The following is a 19,850-nucleotide window of genomic DNA, read 5'->3' as shown; positions in this document are numbered from 1 at the left end:
GTGTTCCGATATTCCTAGGAGAAGGTTTTTTGGTATCATAGGGGAGAAGACGAATTGGAAAATAGAGCAATTCCGGCCGAACATCGGAATCCACGGAAATGAAAGGGGGAGTTACGGATCGACGTTTATGCGGTTTCGCTGATCCCGAACATTGCGGAAAACGAGTGGAGACGCGTACTTTCGACGTTTATCCCGGAAGAGCGGACCCGGATTCTGCGCTTTGTCCGATCCGACGACAGAATGCGAAGAACGGCCGCGCATATGCTGATTTGCGTGCTGCTCGGCGAACGGCTCGGCCTTGGGTACGGCGAACTAAGACTGAGCCGCGGGACTTACGGCAAACCATTTTTGGATCGTCCGGACGCTCCCGCTTTCAGCCTGTCGCATTCCGGCGGCTGGGTGGTTTGCGCGCTGGCCGACGAAGCGGTCGGCATCGACGTGGAACGCATCTTCCCGCTGGACCACGAAACGATTCAAGCGATTCTGGATGGAATAAAAGCGGATAACGATGCGAAAGACGGCGGCGCCGTGGATCTGGTCCGGTTTTACGGACGATGGACCATGCTGGAGAGCCGGCTCAAAGCGGAAGGCGCCGGTTTGAGCGGGCGGCGGATCAAGAACGCCTTTTGCCTCGAACCCGGGAAAACGTCTTTTCGCGCGGAAGCGGGCGGCGGCGAGACTCCGTGGATCGTCGAGACGATCCCGCTGCAGGAAGGGTACGCGCTGTCCGCATGCCGGCGTCCGGGCGAGCCGCCGTGCCGGGAAGCCGACCTGCTGACCTGGCCGGAGCTGCTGACGCGTTTTATCCGCCTGTTTTAACCCCTGGCGCCCGACTTGTTCGATATACAAGACTGCACAGACTGCACAGTCACGGAAGGAGAACAAACCCAACGATGAGAGCCGAGCCGAAGTACGAAACGAAGATCAAGAACCACTGGCTGAAAAAGCTGGAAACGATCGAAGACAGAACGCTGCTGGTCACCGATGCGCCTTCCGTCCCGGCGGACGGCGCGATCGGCGCGTCGGAATATGAATTCCGGGCGATCGACGCGAACGGGCTTCGCGGCCGCTTCGCCTCCGCCGCGCCCGCTTTGTATGCCGCCTGGTCCGTTTTGCTGCAGCGCTATTTGCGCGCCGAAGAACCGGCTTTCGTCGTCTATCTGCCGGGGCCGGACCGGACGCTGCCCGTTCTGCTCAAAACCGACGCGAGGGACACGCTGCGGGCCCGCATCGAAGCGGTATCGGAGCAGCTGGAAGATCAGGGCGAATGGGCGCCCGCGCCCGACGCGCTCGAAAGCTGGTATGCTTCCGGGGACGCGGAGCGTCCTTACAATACGGGCGCGTGCTTCGATCTGCCCATCCGGGCGGAAGAAGCGCTGGCGGCCGCGGGCTGCGATCTGTTTCTGGCTTTCTCCGGCGCGAACGGGCGCGTTCGCCTGCGCGTCGCGTTCCGCAGGTCGGTGTTCGACGAAGAATTTGTCGCGCGTGTCGTCGATCATCTCCAGCGCATAGCCGCCCGCATGATCGAAGAACCCGAAGCGCAGATCGGAAGCCTCGAGCTGCTCGGCGACCAGGAACGCGAGATTCTGCTGAATCTGTGGAGCGCGGCGGGAACTCCGTTCGAGCCGAAGCGGCCGGTGCACGCGCTGATTAAAGAGCGCGCGGCGCAGATGCCGGAGCGCCAAGCGGTCGTCTGCGAAGACTGCTCGCTGACTTACGCCGAGCTTGACGAGCGTTCCGACATACTGGCGTCGGAACTGCGGGAACTCGGTCTGGGAGCCGGCGCGATCGCCGGCATTATGGCCCGGCCGTCGGCGGAGATGATCCTTGCGGTGCTGGCGGTGCTCAAAAGCGGAGCCGCCTATCTGCCGATCGATCCCGAATATCCGGAAGAGCGCATCCTGTTTATGCTCGAAGACAGCGGCGCGAAGCAGCTGCTGCTGACGCCGGGACTTGCCCCGCCGATCGGCTATGCCGGCGAGGTCGTTCCGGTGCGCGGCGACCGCGAGTGGGACGCGGCGCCGGGCGAAGCGGAAGTCGCGGGCGATCCGAACGCGCCGGCTTATGTGATCTACACGTCCGGCTCCACGGGAACGCCCAAAGGCGTCGTGATCGAGCATCGCTCGCTGATCAATCTCTCGCAGTGGCATATCGACCATTTCCGGGTAACGCCGGAGGATCGCACGGTCAAGTACGCGGGCTTCGGCTTCGACGCCTCCGTCTGGGAGATCTTCCCGTATCTCTTGTCGGGAGCTTCGATTCGCATGATCCCGGAAGACCTTAGGCTCGACCCGGCGGGACTCAATATGCATTTCAACGAAAAAGGCATCACGATCGCGTTCCTGCCGACGCAGCTGTGCGAGCAGTTTATGGAATACGACAATTATTCGCTGCGGGTTCTGCTGACCGGCGGCGATAAACTCAAGACGTTCCGGCCGCGCCCGTACGAACTGCACAACTGCTACGGGCCGACCGAGAACACGATCGTGACGACTTCCCATCTCGTGACCGAGATGGAAGACAATATCCCGATCGGCAAGCCGGTGCGAGGCACGCAGATTCTGATTCTCGACGCTTTCGGCCGTCTGCAGCCGGTCGGCGTGGCCGGCGAGCTGTGCGCGTCCGGAGACGGGCTGGCGCGCGGTTACCTGAACCGTCCGGAACTGACGGCGGAGAAATTTATCGCCCATCCGTATCGGCCGGGCGCGCGCATGTACCGCACGGGCGACCTGGCCCGCTGGAAACGCGACGGCACGATCGAATTTCTCGGCCGGCTGGATCACCAGGTCAAGATCCGCGGTTTCCGGATCGAGATCGGCGAGATCGAGCAGCGGATTCTGGAGCATGAATCGGTGCGGGACTGCGTAGTCGCGGCGCTGAGCGCGCCGGGAGGGGACGCTTATCTGTGCGCTTATGTGGAAGCGGACGAAGAACTGCCGTACGCCCAGTGGACGGAAGTACTGGGCCGCACGCTGCCGGATTATATGATTCCGGCGCACTTTGTGACGCTGGAACGGCTGCCGGTCAACGCGAACGGCAAGATCGACCGGCGGTCGCTGCCCGAGCCGCAGGAGCTGGCTCCGCCGGCGGCGTTCGAACCGCCGGCGGGCGAAGCCGAAGCGAAGCTGTACGCGCTGTGGCGGGATGTGCTCGGACACGACCGTTTCGGCGCGGCCGACCGCTTCTTCGACATCGGCGGCCACTCGCTCCAGGCGGCAGTGCTCAGAGCGCGGATCGAGCGCGAATTCGGTGTGCGGCTGTCGATCCGGGAACTGTTCGAGCATACGACGGTCCGCGCGCAGGCGGCGGAGATCGGCCGCAGGGAGCGGGGAGTCGCGGCTGCCGGAACGATTCCTTGCGCCGATCCGGCCCCGTATTATCCGGCTTATCCGGCGCAGAGCCGCCTGTTCCTGATCGAGCAGATGGAAGGCGCCGATCTGTCTTACAACGCGCCGGTGCTGCTTCGCGTCGAAGGGACATTGGACGCGGACAGGCTGGAGCGGTCGCTGAACGAATTGATCGCGCGCCACGATTCGCTGCGAACTTCTTTCAAACTTTTCGGCGAGCAGATCGTTCAATCTATACAAAGCGGCGTTCGTCTGCGCTTGTCGGCGCGAAGAGCCGCCGAAAGGGACGTGCCGGCCCTGATGGACGAGTTTGTCCGGCCGTTCGATCTGGGCCGCGCGCCGCTGATGCGGGCAGGGCTCGTATCGTGCGGCGGCGGGCTGCATTTTATCCTGCTGGACTTTCATCATATCGCCGTCGACGGCGTTTCGATGCACGTCTTTTTCGAAGACTGGTCGAAGCTGTACCGCGGCGAACGCCCGGAAGCGCCGGGGCTCCAATTCAAAGACTTCTCCGTCTGGTACCAACGCGAAGCGGCGGCCGAGATCCGCGCCGCGCAGCTCGGGTACTGGCGGGAGAAGCTGTCCGGCGAACTGCCGATGCTGCAGCTGCCCGCCGACAAGCCGAGGCCGGACAAGCAAAGCTTCCGGGGGGATACGCTGCGCGTCGGGATCGGACCCGCGCTGCGGGAAGCGCTGCAAAGACTGGCGGACCGGTCGGGCACCACGCTGTTTACGGTGATGCTGGCGGCTTACGGAACGCTGCTCGGACGCTATGCCGGGCAGGAGGATGTGATCGTCGGCGTTCCGGTCGCCAACCGCAGCCGGGAAGAGCTGCACGGCGTGATCGGCATGTTCGTCAATACGCTGCCGCTGCGCACCTATCCCGCCGCTTCCCGGCCGTTTGCGGATTATCTGGAGGAGGTCAAGCGCGAGCTGCTCGGCGCGTTCGACCATCAGGAATACGAACTGGGCGAGCTGGTCAACGAGCTGGGCGTGCCGCGGGTCGCCGGGCGAAGCCCGCTGTTCGATACGATGTTCGTCATGCAGAACACGGGCAGCCTGGCTCCGGTGCTCGAGGGCGCGGAGACGACGGTTCGTCCGCATGCGCCGAAGGTGTCCAAGTACGACCTGATGGCCGACGTAACCGAAGAAGAAAACGGGATTCGCGTGGATTTTCAGTACTGCACCGATTTGTTCGAGGAGCGGACGATCCGGGCGATGGCCGGACATTATCTCGCGTTGCTGGAGTCCGCCGCGGCGGGCGAACATGCGGCGCTGCACGCGCTGCCGATGCTTGACGTCTCCGAACAGAAAGCGCTGGCGTTCGGTTTGAACGATACCGCCGCCGATTACGAGCGCGGTCTGACGATCCAGGAAGGCTTCGAACGGATCGCGGCGCGAACGCCGAACAGCACGGCCGTGACGTTCGAAGGAATATCGCTGAGCTATGCCGAATTGAACGAGCGCGCGAACCGCCTGGCTCATACGCTAATCGGGAAGGGCGTACGCGCCGATAAACTGGTGGGGCTGATGGTCGACCGTTCGCTCGAAATGATCGTCGGGCTGCTCGGTATCCTCAAAGCGGGCGGCGCTTACGTTCCGATCGATCCCGAATATCCGGAAGACCGCATCCTGTATATGATGGAGAGCAGCGGCGCGGACCTGCTGCTGACGCAGCGCCGTCTGGCGGGCAAGCTTGCTTTCGCCGGAGAATCGGTTGTTCTCGACGAAGCGGACGCTTACTCGCCGGAAACCGGCAATCCGCGGGGCCGCAGTTCGGCGGAGAATCTGCTGTATGTCATTTATACGTCGGGCACGACCGGCCGGCCGAAAGGCGTCATGATCGAGCACCGCAATATGAACAATCTGCTGCACTGGGCGTATACGGAAACGAATATCGACTACTCCGGCCGCGTGCTGCAGTTTACGACGATCAGCTTCGACGTCTGCTCGCAGGAGATCTGGTCGACGCTGCTGGCCGGAGGCACGCTGTGCATGATTCGCGGCGAGACAAGGCGCGAAGTCGGGCAGCTGCTCGATCTGATCGAAGAGCAGGAGATCGGCGTGCTGTTTATGCCGGTTTCGTTCCTGAAATTCATTTTGAGCGAAAAAAAATACGAAGAACGCTTTCCGTCCTGCATCCGGCATATCGTCACGGCGGGCGAGCAGCTGGTCGTTCCGGACAAATTCAAACAGCATCTGCGGCGCAACGGGATTTTCCTGCACAACCACTACGGTCCTTCCGAAACGCATGTCGCCACCGCGCATACGGTCGATCCCGCCGGAGAGATTCCCGAGCTGCCGCCGATTGGCAAACCGATCGCCAATACGCGCGTCTATCTGCTGAACGAGTTCTTGGCGCTGCAGCCGCTCGGAGCCGCGGGCGAAGTGTATATCGCCGGGGAATGCGTGGGCAGAGGCTATTACAACCAGCCGGGCCTGACGGCGGAACGCTATCTGCCCGACCCGTTCGTGCCGGGCGGCCGCATGTACAAAAGCGGCGATCTGGCGAGCTGGAACGGATCGGGCGAGCTGGAATTTCTCGGGCGGCTGGATCACCAGGTGAAGATCCGGGGATTCCGGATCGAGCTCGGCGAGATCGAGACGGCGCTGCTGGAGCATCCCGGCGTCAAGGAAACGATCGTGCTCGCCAAAGAAGACGAGGCGGGCGGCAAATATTTGTGCGCGTATACGGCTTCGCCGGAGCCCGTCCCGCAGCGCGAACTGCGCGAGCATCTGGCGGCCCGGCTGCCGGATTACATGGTTCCGTCGTACTTCGTGCGGCTGGAAGTCATGCCGCTGACGCCGAACGGCAAGATCGACCGCCGCGCCCTGCCGGAGCCGCAGCCGGGAGAAGCCGTATCGGGCGCGGAGTATGCCGCTCCGGCAACGGAAACCGAAATCCGCATCGCCGAAGTCTGGCAGGCGGTGCTCGGCGCCGGCAGAATCGGCCGCGGAGACAATTTCTTCGACCTCGGCGGGCATTCGCTCAAAGCGGCCGTCATGGTCGCTCGCCTGCAGGAGCAGTTCGAGCTGAGCATCAACGACGTATTCGAGCACCAGACGCTGGCCGAACTGGCCGCCGTCGTCAAACCGGCTTCGAACCGCATCGCCGAGAAGCTGGCGGAACTGAAAAGCGCCAGTCTCAAATCGCAGGCGGATACGCTGCAAGCAGAGCGCGAAGCGTACCGCAAACAGGCGCGGGCCGATGCGGCGGCCGCGGACCTGGACAGGCTGCGCGGCTACAAAAGCGTGCTGCTGACCGGGGCCACCGGTTATGTCGGCGTGTATCTGCTGCGCGATATGCTGCTGCGCACGGACTGGGAGATCTACGCCATCGTCCGCGGCGAAGACGAGGCCGGGGCGGGGCGCCGCCTGCGGGCGAAACTGGGCTTCTACTTCGGCGAAGATTCGCTGAAGGAAACGCTCGGACGCCTGCATGTGCGCTGCGGCGACCTGGCGGAAGAACGGCTCGGCCTGCCGGAAGCCGCTTATGCGGAACTGGCGGACCGGACCGACGCGATCGTACATGCCGCGGCGACGGTCAAACATTACGGCAGCTACGAAGATTTCAAGCGTCATAACGTGGACGCGACCCGGCGCCTGCTGGAATTGGCCCGCTCGCCGCGCCGCAAAGACTTCCACCATATCTCGACGCTCGGCGTAGCGACGGGAGTCGTGCCGGGCCGCGAAGAAGTGTTTTTCGGCGAATACGATCTGGATAAGGGCCAGGAATACGAGAACTATTATGCCCGAACGAAATTCGAAGCCGAAGAATGGGTGGCCGCCGCGCGCGAAGACGGTCTGAATACCAGCATTTATCGTCTGGGCAACGTCGTGTTCAATTCCGAAACGGGCCGTTTCCAGGAAAATATCGGCGAAAACGCGTTTTATACCCTGATGCAGTCGTTCGTTCGCCTGGGACTCGTCCCGGAACTTGCGCCGGATATCGACTTCTCTTACGTGGACGGAATCAGCCGGGCGATTCTGCTGCTGATGCGTCCCGAAGGCGCGCAAAACGGCATTTTTCACCTGTTGAATCCGAAGCTTGAAAGTCTGCATCGGGTCCTGACGCAGCGGCGCGCGGGACGTCCGATGCGCGCGTTGGGATTTGCGGAATTTGTCGACGAGATTGCCGCCAAATTCGCCGCAAACGAATCGCGTGCGGAGATCGACAAGATTATGCTGCATTACGGATGGCTGGAAAGCGCCCAGATCCAGACCCGGTTCGAGATCGCTTCCGAGCTGACAACGGCTTATCTGGAGCGGCTCGGCTTCGAATGGAGAGCGCTGGACGACGAAACGGCGGACCGTATGATCCGGTATGCCAGAGAAACCGGCTTCCTTTCGTGACATTTGGATGAAAATAAAGGATTTACATGAAATTATGCAATTTATTTCTTTGAATTCGACAATTTTTTTAGTACACTGTTGATGAGAGCACTTAATTTGATTTAAGGGGAGCTGCACATGTTTAAAGTTGAATATTTTCCGGCTATCAATCGTATCGTTTGTACGGTGGAGAGCATCACGATGGATGAAGTCGACGCTTACAATCGCGCTTACAAGGCCGAACTTGCAAAAGTAAAACCGGACTTCACCGGTCTGACCGATCTTAGCAAAGGCAAACTGTTCACGCAGGAAGTCGCGGTGGCGCTGGCTCCGCTGGGCGAGCTGTCCGTGCAAAAAGGCCTGAAGAAATGGGCTTACTACACCGGTTCCGCCGTGTCCAAGATGCAGATGAAGCGGATGTTCGGCGATATCGTCGTATCGTTCGAGAAGCTCGAAGACGCCGAAGCTTACCTGAACAGCTGATCGTCGTTTGACGCAGGCAGCGAACCGATCGGAAGAAAGCCCGGCCAGCCGGGCTTTTTTCACTTCCGTCTTCCCGGGGAGGGGACGGAAGCGCCGGCGCCCGGGCTTACGGGCCGACTATAACATAAGTTGGTGGGGGAACAATGCATACAAAAGGAAACGGACGCCTGGTTCTGATCGGAGCCGCGGCGGCCGCGCTGGTCGAACTTCTTATCGCTTTTCTGTTTATGGTGCCGGGCCGGGGCTGGGGAAGCTTCGTGCCGGGAATGATGCTGTCCGCGCTTGCGGCGGCGGCCGCGTTCGGGGGAGGCATCGTTATGGTGCTGCGCGCGATGGATCGGCGGGCCGCGGAGCTGGGCAGAGGGTTTGGCGTAACGGACGCCGCGGAAACCGGCAAGGACGGCGAGCATGAAGAACCGGGCCGCGCCATGCAGCACGTGATCGAGCGTATGCAGGATCATATGCTGGAGATCGACGGACATGTCGAGCAGGTCAAATCGGGCGCGGAGCAGGGGATGTTTACCGCGGATCTGATCGCCGACTCCGCGCGCAACGCGGCGAACGGCTCGGCCGAACAGTCCGAGAAGATGAAGGAAATCGCCCGGACCGCGGGCGAAATGTCTTCCGCGGTGCAGCAGGTTGCAAGCAGCGCCGACGAAGTGGCGAGCGCGACCCTGGTCACGTCGGAGCAGGCCGGAGAAGGGTATAAACTGCTGACCGAAGCGATGGGGCAGGTCCGCAAAACGGACGGCACGATTCAGACGCTGCTCGAACAGGTCAATCGTCTCGACGAGAAATCGGACGAGATCGAATATTTCGTCCGCATCATTACGGAAATTTCTTCGCAGACGCATCTGCTGGCGCTCAACGCCGCGATCGAAGCGGCCCGGGCCGGGGAATCCGGCCAGGGCTTCTCGGTCATCGCGTCGGAAGTGCGCAAACTGGCCGAGCAGTCTTCCGAATCGGCGAAGCGGGTATCGACGATTAACGCGAGCATCCAGCAGGATACGAGCGAGGTGGTCGCGACTTCTTCGCAGGTGGCGGAGGATATGAAAGAAGGCATCCAGTCGCTGGAGGGCGTGGGACGCGCGTTCCAGTTTATCCAGGCGGCCGTCGACGAAGTCAACATGCAGATGCAGGACGTTTCCGCCGCGGTGGAGCAGATTTCGGCGCATACCGAGCAGGTCGGCGATACGATCGACCGGACCGAAGAAATGATCGCCGGCAACTCGGCGGAGTCGGCGACGGTTCGCCAGGCGGCGGAGGAGCAGCTGGCGAGCATGCAGCAGCTTACCGAGACGGTGGCGGTTCTGGCGCAGCGTACCGGAGGCGTGAAGGAAGCGGTCGAGCGCTTCCGCCAACTGCAGGCGGCGAACTGACCGGTCGTTGAAACGACTGCTTCAAAGCTCGGTATTTCTTACGGACCGTCGAGCCGTAATGATTTCCCAACAATTAAAAAGAGCGCATTCCGCTGCATGGCGGGATGCGCTCTTTTTAATTGGGGCAAGACGCGGGTTCCTTGCGGAATCGGCGTGCTGCCGGTTTTGCAAAATGTCGTTCGCTGCGGTTAGGCTCTGTTTCTGCCGCCGATCGAACGCATAATCAGGCTGACGATCGCGACCAGAACGATAGCGCCGATCAATGCCGGGATGAGATAGAATCCGCCTGTTTCCGGACCGAACTCCGGAAGCAGTACGCCGCCGAGCCAACCTCCGATGAAACCGGCGATGATATTTCCGATGATGCCGCCCGGGATATCTCTACCTACGATGAGTCCGGCCAACCAGCCGATGATGCCGCCTACGATAAGTGCCCATAACCAACCCATTAGTATCGCCTCCACTGTGATGTGTTTTGTTTGCTCTACTACAACTTAACCGCGAAGCAAGCATTTGAATACGGCAGAAAATATTTAATTTGAAAAATCCGCCGACGATTCGAGCATTCCGCCGCGCGGCCGGGCGGCTTTGCCGGGGCTTCCCAAAGGCATATATATAGGTTGCTCGTTTTCGGCGGGAAAATGCAAAAGGAGCCTGCGAAGCGCAAACAAAAATTTTGAAATTTTTTTGGGGAACCCGAAAAAATAAAGGAATCGGCGGGAAAGCGGGGGTTTTGTTGCAGAAGGGGGAGGTGCGGGGTAAGAAGTAAGACAGGAAGAAAGGTCGGAACGAAAAATAAACGGCCTCCGCGCGATGCGCGCGGGGCCGTTCGATCGCCGGACTGCTCCAAAAAACGGTCCGGGGAGATCAGGCGGGCGGCGGGTCAATTGTCCCGGGCATCCGCCTGAAGCGTATATTTGACGAGCGCCCCCGCGTCCGCCGCGTACAGCACCCCGCCGTCGTAGGCGAAAGCGTACTCGGACCGGAGCGGACGGTTGGAAACGGCCTGCCGCACATTCAGGTTATCGGGATCGAGGATGTAAAGCGTATCGTTCATGTCCACCTGCAGCAGGCCGTCGCCGGAGCGTTCCAGCAGCACGATCTGCCCGGGCTGATCGTCCAGCGTCCGCTGCGCCAGCTGGCGGTCCAGACTGAACGAAGAAAGTTGGCGTCCGGAATAAGTAACGTAGCCGCTGCCGAAAGAAGCGATCACGGAATCGGCGGGAATCGTGCGCGCCCACAGCAGCCTGCCCTTCGGTTCGAACGCGAACAGCCGGTTCACCGTCCCGGCTACCGAACCGCGGAAAATCACGGAGCCGTCGCCCAGAACCAGGATCGGCGAACCGCCGCCGTCGCCGAGCAGATTGACGCTGGAGGGGAAACGATACGTATAAAGCGTGTTGAGATCAGGCGCGCAGACGGCGATGGACGGACTCGGGGAGCGATCCCATACGCCGCCGATCTTGACCTTGCCGCCGGTATCGACGACGATGCGGCTGCCGTCGGCCGTCAGCACGCTGCCCTGGACGGTCCTCTGGGCCAGCGTTTTGCCGGAAGCGTCGCAGCGGACCATCGACGTTTTGACGGCGCCGCGTTTGTCGGGCGCCGAAGGAGAAGCGATCAGCAGGCTTTCGTCGCCGAGCAGATACACATCGCTGCCGAACGAGAGCGGACGGGTCCAGTTCAGTTTGCCGTCCGCGCCGAGCGCGTATATTTTCTGCGTTTTGTCGGAGAAGCTTCCGACGAAGTAAACCGATCCTTCGCCGGTATACAGGATGGAGCTTGAAACGGTGTAAGGTCCCGCTTTATCGTGGAAAGTATGCGTCCACTTCCGGGCGCCGCTGTTTGCGTCGAAAGCGGTAATCGTTTCTTGGTACCAGTCGTATGACGTCTTTGAGGAGGTTTTCTTGATACTTTGCACGGTATGGGCGTACACCAGTCCCGCGGCGGAAACGGCATGCACGTCGTGCACGGAAGCCGATTTCGCGTCGTACAGGGACGAAGAGGTCCAGGAAGGCTGCGGAAGCGCGCTCGGAGCGGCCTGGGCGTGGCCGTAAGCCGGAGGAGTACTGAGCAGCACGGCTGCGCTGAGGACGAGAGCTCCCCATTTTTCAGTCGATTTCATAATGAATAAAGTCAATTCCTTTCTGTAAACCTTGCGCCCGCAGAAAATGGGCTACGCTGATTATACACGCTGTGCATAAGCTTTTCCAGCCTTCCCCAGCTTTTCATTTTATGCGTGTTTCGAGACGTAAGGCCTGGCTTTTCTTCAAACCGGCAGGGCAAACGGCTTGAAGTTAGGCGGCGAGCGGCGTTTTTTCTGAAAAATTACTTAAAATCGCAAATATTCGCTCGGTCGCATATGCTGCGGCTTCGGTCGGGTTTGCTGCCAAAACGGTGGAACTTTATTCCTGAAAGTCTCAAAAACGGTTTATTTGCATGCCGCCTCGGTTATATATTCGTAACAGCTGCAAGAGAGCGACCGAGCACATAACCGGGAGGAGAGAAGCAGGATGAATATGAGCATACATAACCTGATGGCGTTCAATCCCCATCACTTCAGAGCGCAGCCGGCCGTATCGCCGGAGAAGAACGCGGACGGAGAGAAAAGCAAAAGCTTTCGCGAAATCCTGAACGAGAAAATGGAAGCTTCGGCGGCGATTCGTTGAGACATCCCGGACGGGTATCGTGTATAATGAACCAAAAAGGGAGGCGGAGCGTATGACCGATACATACATATCCGTCGTTTTGGCGATTATCGTATTTTCGTTGATGCTGATGGTGATCCGGCTTCGCTTCGAGGTGCGCAGCATGCGCGAGGAACTCGACCGGATCGCCGCTTCGCCGCGCATTCATATGCGTTCCGGCGAAGCGGCTTCCGGCCCGGCCGGCGCTTCTTCGCGCGCGGACGCAAACGGCGAGGAGCATCTTCGCAATCTGGTGGCGCGCGGACGCAAGATCGAAGCGATCAAAGAAGCCAGGGAACTGTACAATTTATCGCTCAAAGACGCCAAAGATTATGTGGATTCTCTTTAGGCCGTGTCTTCAAACCTACTGAAGTGCATCTTTAGCTGCCTTTTCGCCCGCTGCGTCGTCACGTTCCCTTGACGTGCCCCGGCACGCCTTCGGAAAAGTTCCTTGCATCGAACGGAAATTCAGCCAAATCTGCTTCCTTCGAGGTTTGGAGACACGCCCTAGAGCCAAACAGCGGCGTCGTTCCCGGGACCGAGTCCGGTTTCGTTCCCGGGCCAGAGGCGTATTCTTTTCCGGCGCAGTACACTGAAACCAAGACGGAAAGTCTGCGTGACTGAACTCGGGGAGGGATGGTTATGCTGCATTCGACAGGGACTTCGGAAGAGATTCAGCAGCCGGAGCCCTACGCGCCCATACATAGCGGAGACGGATTCGCGCATGTCGTCCGTCCGCGGGGAACGGGACTGGCGAATCTCGGGCGTCAGCGGCTGTATGACGGGTTTGTCCGCTGTTATACGCTGTCGAGCCGGATTTACTTCAAGCTGAGATTCGGCGGGGAAATTCATTATCGCTGGACGTTTTTGTCCCGGCTGGATATCGGCCGCGGCGATCGCGTGCTGGAAGTATCGACGGGCGCGGGAGGCAATCTTCATATTCTTCCGGCCGGAGCCAGACTTTACGGCGTGGACGCTTCGCCGGCCATGCTGCGCGCGGCTTCCCGCCATTTGAAAGAGTGGGGCGTAAACGCGCAGCTGTTTCAAAGCGAAGCGGAGTATCTGCCTTTTCGTTCTTCTTCGTTCGACTGCGTGTATCATATCGGCGGGCTGAGCGATTTCGACGATCCGGCGCGCGCGGTGCGCGAGATGGTCCGGGTCGCCAAAAGCGGCACCACGCTGCTGATCGCGGACGAGGTCGACCGGCGGACGCGGCGGCGTCACAACCGCATCTCGCTGGCCAAGAAAACAGATCCTCTCCGTCCGGACATCCTCCGCATCCTGCCGGGCGATATGCTGGACGTCCGCTACGAAGAAGTCTGCAAAGGCCTGATGTACCGGCTGACGTTCCGCAAGCCGTGAACGGAGCCGAATCGGGCTTGCAACCGCAATCGAAAAAGCGCTTTTCGGAATCGCCCGGACATTCACAGGAATGCCGCCGGACGGCCCGAAAAGCGCTTTTTTGCGTGAAGAAAAGAAGACGGCCGGCAAAGTCGGACAAAAGGGCTAAGAATCTTTGGCGTCCGATTTGCCGGTATCCGCATCCGTTTCCGCGTCATCGGCGGGCTGGCCGGTATTCGCGTCGGGAGCCTTGTCCGACCGCCCGGCTTCGGCCAGCTCGTCGCGGATGCTGCGGTTCCAGAGCGGCACTCCGCTGCGATGGGCCGCGCGGCCGTTCAGGTGACCGGCCACCGGTGCGGTGATAAAGAAAAAAACGATGCCGAGCAGGATATTGATACTGACGGTTTGCATGGCGGAAGCGAAGTACAAAAACACGCCGCTCAATACGCACATAACGGCAAGCGTGGAGCTTTTGGTGGCGGCGTGCGAGCGCAGATAAACGTCGGGCAGCCGGATCAGTCCGAAAGCGCTGAGTACGCTGAGCAGCGCGCCGGCGAGGATCAGCAGAACGGACAGCCATTCAATCGCCAGCAGAATCGTCTGGGGCATTGAGCACCCGCCCCCTTTCCATATACCGGGCCAGCGCGACCGTGCCGATAAAAGCGAGAATGCCGATCAGCAGCACCAGTTCGAAGTAAGCGGTGGATCGCATGTAGGCGCCGGCTACGGCGACTTCGGCCGCGACGTTGACGCCGATCGTGTCGAGCGCCGCGATCCGGTCGGCGATCGAAGGTCCTTTGAGCACGCGGAACAAACAGCCGGTAATCGCCAGCGCCAACAGCATCATCGAGATCAGCAGAACGGTTTGCATCAGCTTCGGGTCACCTCCATAATTGCGCGTTCGAACGTGCTGCGGATATGTTTTTCCACCCCGTGCGCTTCTTCGATATGCATGGCATGGATATAAAGCATGTTTTCTTCCGGATCGACCTCCAGCAGCAGCGTGCCGGGCGTCAGGTTGACCAGTCCGCACAGCAGCGTCAGCTCCCAGCCGGGGTTCAGCTTCGTTTCGTAAGCGAAAATGCCGGGCGTCATATCAAGTTTCGGCTTGAGGATCTGGCGGATCACCGCGGACGACGAGACCACCAGTTCTTTCAGCAGCAGAAGCAGCAGTTTGAGACAGGACCAGACTTTGCGCGGATAGAACGGCTTGGGGAAAAATCGGCGCATCAGGCTCATCAGCAGCAGGCCGATCAGGAAACCCACGATAAATCCCGACACCGTCATTTCGCGCATCAGCAGCATCCATACGAAAGCGATCACGATATTGAGCAGCAGTTGAAAAGCCATGGCATCTACTCCTTAAAAACGGCTTGGATATACACCGAAGGATCGCTCAGCGCTCCCGAGGCCTGCTGGATATACGGCAGAACCGGTTCGGCGAACAATCCGAGCAGGACGATGATCAGCATAAGCGGAGCCGAACTCGCCAGCAGTTTGCGCGGCTGCTTCCATTCGGGATTCCGCTCTTTGCGCGCGTCGCCCCAGAAGCCGAGAATAAAAATCTTGATCAGCGAGTACAGCAGCAGCAGCGTCAGCAGGACTCCCGCCGCGGCGATGATATAGCTTCCGCTTTCCAGGCTGCCCTGGATAATCAGCAGCTTGCCGGGGAAGCCGCTCAGCGGCGGCAGGCCGACCACGGACAGCGAAGCGATCAGGAACATCCAGGCCAGCAGCGGCGAGTGCAGCAGCACGCCGCCCATGCGGTTGATGCGCTCCGTGCCGGTCTCCGCGACCAGGACGCCGGCGAGCAGGAACAGCAGCGCTTTGGCGATCATGTCGTGGACCAGATAGAACACCGCGCCCGTCAGGGCGTGTTCGTTGGAAACGGCCAGGGCGAGCGAGATCAAACCGATACTGGCGATGACGTTGTAGCCGAGAATGCGGTTGACATTCGTTTGCGAGACGGCGCCGAATCCGCCCAGCACGATCGTGGCGACGGCCATGATGCCGATCAGCGTATGGGTGACGACGGCCTCGTGGTAGAAGATCAGCGTAAAAGTCCGGATGAGCGCGTACATGCCCACTTTGGTAAGCAGGGCCCCGAACAGGGCCGAGACCGCCGCCGGAGGAGCGCCGTAGGAGCCGGGCAGCCAGAAAAACAGGAACAGCCCGGCTTTGACGCTGAACACGACGAGCAGCAGCGCGGCCACGGCGGTAATCGGCCCGCTTTGTCCGAGTTCGGCGATCCGCAGCGACAGATGCGCCATATTCAGCGTGCCGGTCGCTCCGTACAGGTAAGCGATCGACGCGACGAACAGGGTCGAAGACAGCACGTTGATCAGGATGTAGTGCAGCGTTTCGCGAAACTGCCGCTTGGTGCCGCCGAGGACGATCAGCGCGTAAGACGACATCAGCATCAGTTCGAAGCAGACGAACAGATTGAACAAATCGCCCGTCAGGAACGAACCGTTGACTCCGGCGAGCATAAAGTGCACGAGCGAATAAAAGTAATGCCGTTCGCGCTGTTCGTCGATACCGCGGAACGAATACGCCAGGCAGCATGCGCTGACGACCGAAGCGGTCAGAACGAGCAGGACGGCGAACATGTCCGCCACAAGCACGATGCCGTAAGGCGGTTTCCAGCCGCTCATGTTCAGCGTTTGGATGCCGTCTTCGTGCACGCGGAGCAGCAGTCCGATCGCGACGGCGGTGTTCAGCAGCGTGCTGAACAGGCTGATCCAGCGCTGGAGCATGAGTTTATTGTGCAGAAAGATCAGGATGACCGCCGTGAACAGCGGAATCAGCAGCGGAGCGGCTACCCAGTTGTTCATCGGCTCCTCCCCCTATGCCGCGAAGATTCGCTGCGCAGCTGATCCATATCGGTCGTATCGAGCTTCTGGTACGCCCGGTAAGACAGCACCAGGAAGAATGCGGTGATCCCGAAGTTGATCACGATCGAAGTCAGGATCAGCGCCTGCGGCAGCGGATCGGCGAATTCTTCTTTGCCCCGGTCCAGCAGCGGAGCCGCGCCGCCTTTGAGTCCGGCCATCGCCATGAGCAGCAGGTGCACGGCATGCGTCATCAGCGAGGTGCCGAGCACGATGCGCAGCAGGTCCTGGGTCAGAATCAGGTATATGCCGACGGCGAACAGGATGCCGACGACGACGGCTGCAATGACTTCCATCAGTTATCCTCTCCAATCGTCAGCAGGATCGTCATCGTTACGCCGATAACGGCCAGGTACACGCCCAGATCGAAGATCAGGGCGGTGTGCAGTTCGGTCTTGCCGAGCAGCGGCAGATCGAAGTAACCGAATGCGTGCTTCAGGAACGGCTCTCCGAAGAACAGGGCGCCGGTTCCGGTGCACAGCGCGATCAGCAGCCCGGCGGCCGTCAGCAGCTTGTAATCGACCGGCACCACTTTGCGCACCGTTTCGATATCGAAAGATAGCGCCAGCAGCAGCAGCGCGCCCGCCGTCATCAGCCCGGCGATAAAGCCGCCGCCGGGACTGCCGTGGCCGGTGAAGAACAGATACAGCGCGAACGCCAGAATAATGAATACCACGACTTTCGAGACGTTTTGCAAAAAAATATCGTTACCTTTCGGCATCCGGTTCTCCTCCTTCGGTGCGCGATTGCGGCATGTCTTCCGGCTGCGCGTCCGGTCCGTCGTGGCCGTACTGCGCTTTGCGCAGACGCGCCGCTTCGTCGTCGGCTTCCTCGCCTTCGTGCGTGACGTGGCGCGAGCCGACGTCGGTGGCTTTGCGCCGCAGCTTGATCATGTTATAGATTCCGAGCGAAGCGACGCCGAGCACCATGATCTCCAGCATCGTATCGAAACCGCGGAAATCGACCAGAATGACGTTGACGATATTTTTGCCGCCAGCCGATTCGTAGCTTTCCCGGACGTAGTAATCGGATACCGGATCGAACGGGTTGGTGCCGAGCACCGCGAGCGAGATCAGCGTCACCAGCACTCCTACCGCGACGGCGACGAGGAAGTTCGGCAGCCGGAATTTCGCGGCCTGCCGCTCCGTCCGCAGCTTGGGGAGGTGATAGAAACAGAGCAGATACAGCGTGACGGAGATCGATTCCACGACCATCTGGGTCAGCGCAAGATCGGGCGCCCGCAGGAAGACGAACATCAGCGTCATCAGATAGCCGGCCGCTCCCGTCAGAATAATCGCGACAGGCCGGGATTTGGCGAACGGGACGGACAGCGCCGAAGCCGTGAGCCCGAGCAGGATAAACCATTCGTAAGGCGCGATCTGGGCGTAAGCGCCGACGCGGAACGTAATTCCGGTCGAATTGAACAGGATAAAGCCGAGCACCAGCAGCATAAAGCCCAGAATATACTTGACGTAGCTGCGCGAAGATCCGTTCATGTACAGGGAAGTGACGCGCACCGTAATCCGTTCGAAGAAACGCAGACTGGCGTCGTACAGCCGGTTGATCGACAGCCGCGGAGGAAAAAGGCTGTAAAGTCCGATCCAGCGGCGGGCGGTCAGGGCAAGCACGGTGCCGGTGGCGACGATGCCGACCGTCATCCACAGCGCCGGCGTAAATCCGTGCCAAAGCTTGATATCCGACGGCATGCGCTCGCCCGAAGCCTGGACGATCGGCAGAATCGCTTCGGCCGCCGGACGAATCAGCGAATAAGCGACAAGCCCCGGAAACAAGCCGAGCGCCAGCGCCAGAACCGCCAGCAGCGCCGGAGGAATCAGCATCAGCGGCGGCGCTTCGTGAATCTTGGCTTCGCTCAGCGCTTCTTGTCGGCGTCCCAGGAAGGTGCGGACGACCAGCAGCGCCGAGTAAATAAATGTGAATACGCTCGCGATCCAGGCGATGACGGGAAACAGCAGCGCCCAGGTTTCCAGCCGGAAGATTCCGGCGTGGAGCGGTTCGATGACCGCTTCCAGAAACATTTCTTTGCTCAGGAAGCCGCCGAACGGCGGAAGTCCGGCCATCGACAGCGCGCCGAACGCGGAGATCGTGAACGTAACGGGCATGACCTGGACCAGGCCGCCCAGTTTGCGGATGTCCCGGGTGCCGGCTTCGTGGTCGACGATGCCGGCGACCATAAACAGCGCGCCTTTGAACGCGGCGTGATTGAGCAGATGGAACACGGCGGCGGTGCCGGCCGCCGCGTACAGCAGCCGCTCCTCGCCGTCGAACACTCCGGCGAGCGAGGACAGGCCCAGCAGGCACATGATCAGACCGAGCTGGCTGATGGTCGAGTAGGCCAGGATGCCTTTGAGATCGGTCTGCTTGACCGCGCCCACCGAGCCGTACAGCAGCGTCACCAGTCCGCCCAGCGAGACGAACCAGAACCATTCGGACGTGCCGGCGAAGATCGGGCTCAGCCGGGCGACCAGATACAACCCGGCTTTGACCATGGTGGCCGAATGCAGATACGCGCTGACGGGAGTCGGCGCTTCCATCGCGTCGGGCAGCCAGATATGAAACGGATACTGCGCCGATTTGGTGAACGCCCCGAGCAGGATCAGCAGCATGGCGGGCAGGAACAGCGGCTCCGATACAAGCGGAGCGCCGGCTTCGAACAATTCGCGAATCCGGTATGTGCCGCTCATCACATACAGCAGGATAAAACCGCTCAGCAGGCCGACCCCGCCCGTCATCGTAATCAGCAGAGACTTGAGCGCGCCGTAGCGAGAACGATGCTTGGCGTGGTTGTATCCGATCAGCAGGAACGACGATACGCTGGTCAGCTCCCAGAAGCCGTACAGCGTCAGCAGATTGTCCGACAGGACGAGTCCCAGCATGGCGCCCATAAAGATCAGCAGCAGGATATAAAAGCGCGTCAGATCTTCTTCTTCCGGGTTCATATAAGCAACGGAATAAACGGCGACCAAGGCTCCCATGCCGGTAATCAGCAGGGCGAACAGCAGGGACAGCCCGTCGAGATAGACGGTGAACGAAATGCCGAGCGTCGGAATCCAATCGAACGATTCGATAACCGGGGAACCGCCGCGAATATCGGCGGAATAACCGAGCAGGATCGTAAACAAGGCGGCGGACAGCGCCGCGACGAACCAGCCTTTATGCAATCGGGGAACCGCTTTTCCGAGTAAGGGAATCAAAGCGGCAATCAGAAACGGCGACAGCGTCAAGAGATGGAGTAGGGACAAACGGCTTCTCCTTTCCGCAGCGTAGTTTATTCGGTAGGGTTTCGATCGGAACGGACCGCGTTCCGACCCGGCCGGTTTCAACCAAGCCGGCTTTGCTTTCTTTATTACCCGACTTTAGGTAAGTCCAAGC

Annotated in this window: 16 protein-coding genes; 7 read left to right on the top strand and 9 right to left on the bottom strand. The window is 60.4% G+C overall.

Annotated elements, in window-relative coordinates; all coding sequences use genetic code 11:
* The first annotated feature begins 117 nt into the window (after positions 1–117).
* From QWJ34_RS10735 to QWJ34_RS10720, 4 genes are all read left to right on the top strand, one after another.
* Positions 118–819 carry a 4'-phosphopantetheinyl transferase family protein gene (locus QWJ34_RS10735; protein WP_483314263.1) on the top strand — a complete coding sequence of 234 codons (702 nt, stop codon included), beginning with the start codon at positions 118–120 and terminating at the stop codon, positions 817–819.
* Between the two features lie 74 nt (positions 820–893).
* Positions 894–7,700 carry a non-ribosomal peptide synthetase gene (locus tag QWJ34_RS10730; protein WP_302727606.1) on the top strand — a complete coding sequence of 2,269 codons (6,807 nt, stop codon included), beginning with the start codon at positions 894–896 and terminating at the stop codon, positions 7,698–7,700.
* A gap of 117 nt (positions 7,701–7,817) precedes the next feature.
* On the top strand, positions 7,818–8,162 hold the full coding sequence (locus tag QWJ34_RS10725; protein WP_302727604.1) for a hypothetical protein: 345 nt from the start codon (positions 7,818–7,820) through the stop codon (positions 8,160–8,162).
* Positions 8,163–8,305: 143 nt separating this feature from the next.
* Positions 8,306–9,541, top strand: a complete 1,236-nt coding sequence (locus QWJ34_RS10720; RefSeq protein ID WP_302727603.1) for a methyl-accepting chemotaxis protein — start codon at positions 8,306–8,308, stop codon at positions 9,539–9,541.
* 188 nt (positions 9,542–9,729) lie between these two features.
* On the opposite strand, the gene QWJ34_RS10715 is transcribed toward QWJ34_RS10720, so the two are convergent.
* Both QWJ34_RS10715 and QWJ34_RS10710 read right to left on the bottom strand, forming a co-directional pair.
* Complete coding sequence (locus tag QWJ34_RS10715; RefSeq protein ID WP_302727601.1) at positions 9,730–9,990, bottom strand: GlsB/YeaQ/YmgE family stress response membrane protein; 261 nt, start codon at positions 9,988–9,990, stop codon at positions 9,730–9,732.
* A 434-nt stretch (positions 9,991–10,424) separates the two neighbouring features.
* Positions 10,425–11,666, bottom strand: a complete 1,242-nt coding sequence (locus QWJ34_RS10710; protein ID WP_302727599.1) for an outer membrane protein assembly factor BamB family protein — start codon at positions 11,664–11,666, stop codon at positions 10,425–10,427.
* A gap of 388 nt (positions 11,667–12,054) precedes the next feature.
* On the opposite strand from QWJ34_RS10710, the gene QWJ34_RS10705 reads away from it, so the two are divergent.
* The 3 genes from QWJ34_RS10705 to QWJ34_RS10695 all read left to right on the top strand — a co-directional run bounded on the left by QWJ34_RS10705 (position 12,055) and on the right by QWJ34_RS10695 (position 13,590).
* Positions 12,055–12,210, top strand: coding sequence for a hypothetical protein (locus QWJ34_RS10705; protein WP_302727598.1), 156 nt, complete (start codon positions 12,055–12,057; stop codon positions 12,208–12,210).
* 52 nt (positions 12,211–12,262) lie between these two features.
* Entirely contained in the window at positions 12,263–12,577 is a 315-nt protein-coding gene (locus QWJ34_RS10700) for a ribosomal protein L7/L12 (RefSeq protein ID WP_302727597.1), read from the top strand.
* 293 nt (positions 12,578–12,870) lie between these two features.
* Positions 12,871–13,590 carry a class I SAM-dependent methyltransferase gene (locus tag QWJ34_RS10695; protein ID WP_302727595.1) on the top strand — a complete coding sequence of 240 codons (720 nt, stop codon included), beginning with the start codon at positions 12,871–12,873 and terminating at the stop codon, positions 13,588–13,590.
* A gap of 144 nt (positions 13,591–13,734) precedes the next feature.
* On the opposite strand, the gene mnhG is transcribed toward QWJ34_RS10695, so the two are convergent.
* Genes mnhG through QWJ34_RS10665 form a run of 7 tightly spaced genes read right to left on the bottom strand, consistent with a single transcriptional unit; the run spans position 13,735 to position 19,720 of the window.
* Positions 13,735–14,178, bottom strand: coding sequence for a monovalent cation/H(+) antiporter subunit G (gene mnhG / locus QWJ34_RS10690; RefSeq protein WP_302727594.1), 444 nt, complete (start codon positions 14,176–14,178; stop codon positions 13,735–13,737).
* On the bottom strand, positions 14,150–14,440 hold the full coding sequence (locus QWJ34_RS10685) for a Na(+)/H(+) antiporter subunit F1 (protein WP_483314260.1): 291 nt from the start codon (positions 14,438–14,440) through the stop codon (positions 14,150–14,152). Before QWJ34_RS10685 ends, mnhG begins: the two co-directional genes overlap by 29 nt.
* Positions 14,440–14,919, bottom strand: a complete 480-nt coding sequence (locus tag QWJ34_RS10680; protein ID WP_302727593.1) for a Na+/H+ antiporter subunit E — start codon at positions 14,917–14,919, stop codon at positions 14,440–14,442. Before QWJ34_RS10680 ends, QWJ34_RS10685 begins: the two co-directional genes overlap by 1 nt.
* A 5-nt stretch (positions 14,920–14,924) precedes the next feature.
* A complete protein-coding gene (locus QWJ34_RS10675; protein ID WP_302727592.1) occupies positions 14,925–16,403 on the bottom strand; it encodes a Na+/H+ antiporter subunit D in 1,479 nt (492 codons plus the stop codon).
* Complete coding sequence (locus tag QWJ34_RS10670; RefSeq protein ID WP_302727590.1) at positions 16,400–16,756, bottom strand: Na(+)/H(+) antiporter subunit C; 357 nt, start codon at positions 16,754–16,756, stop codon at positions 16,400–16,402. The genes QWJ34_RS10675 and QWJ34_RS10670 overlap by 4 nt, the downstream gene beginning before the upstream one ends.
* Entirely contained in the window at positions 16,756–17,181 is a 426-nt protein-coding gene (locus QWJ34_RS27105; protein ID WP_368046486.1) for a Na(+)/H(+) antiporter subunit B, read from the bottom strand. Before QWJ34_RS27105 ends, QWJ34_RS10670 begins: the two co-directional genes overlap by 1 nt.
* Entirely contained in the window at positions 17,168–19,720 is a 2,553-nt protein-coding gene (locus tag QWJ34_RS10665) for a Na+/H+ antiporter subunit A (protein ID WP_368046484.1), read from the bottom strand. The genes QWJ34_RS27105 and QWJ34_RS10665 overlap by 14 nt, the downstream gene beginning before the upstream one ends.
* Positions 19,721–19,850 lie beyond the last annotated feature (130 nt).

This window comes from Saccharibacillus sp. CPCC 101409, assembly GCF_030518235.1.
GTDB lineage: Bacteria > Bacillota > Bacilli > Paenibacillales > Paenibacillaceae > Saccharibacillus.
The sequence above is the reverse complement of the archived record's forward strand: the minus strand, read 5'-3'. Positions and strand labels throughout refer to the sequence as shown.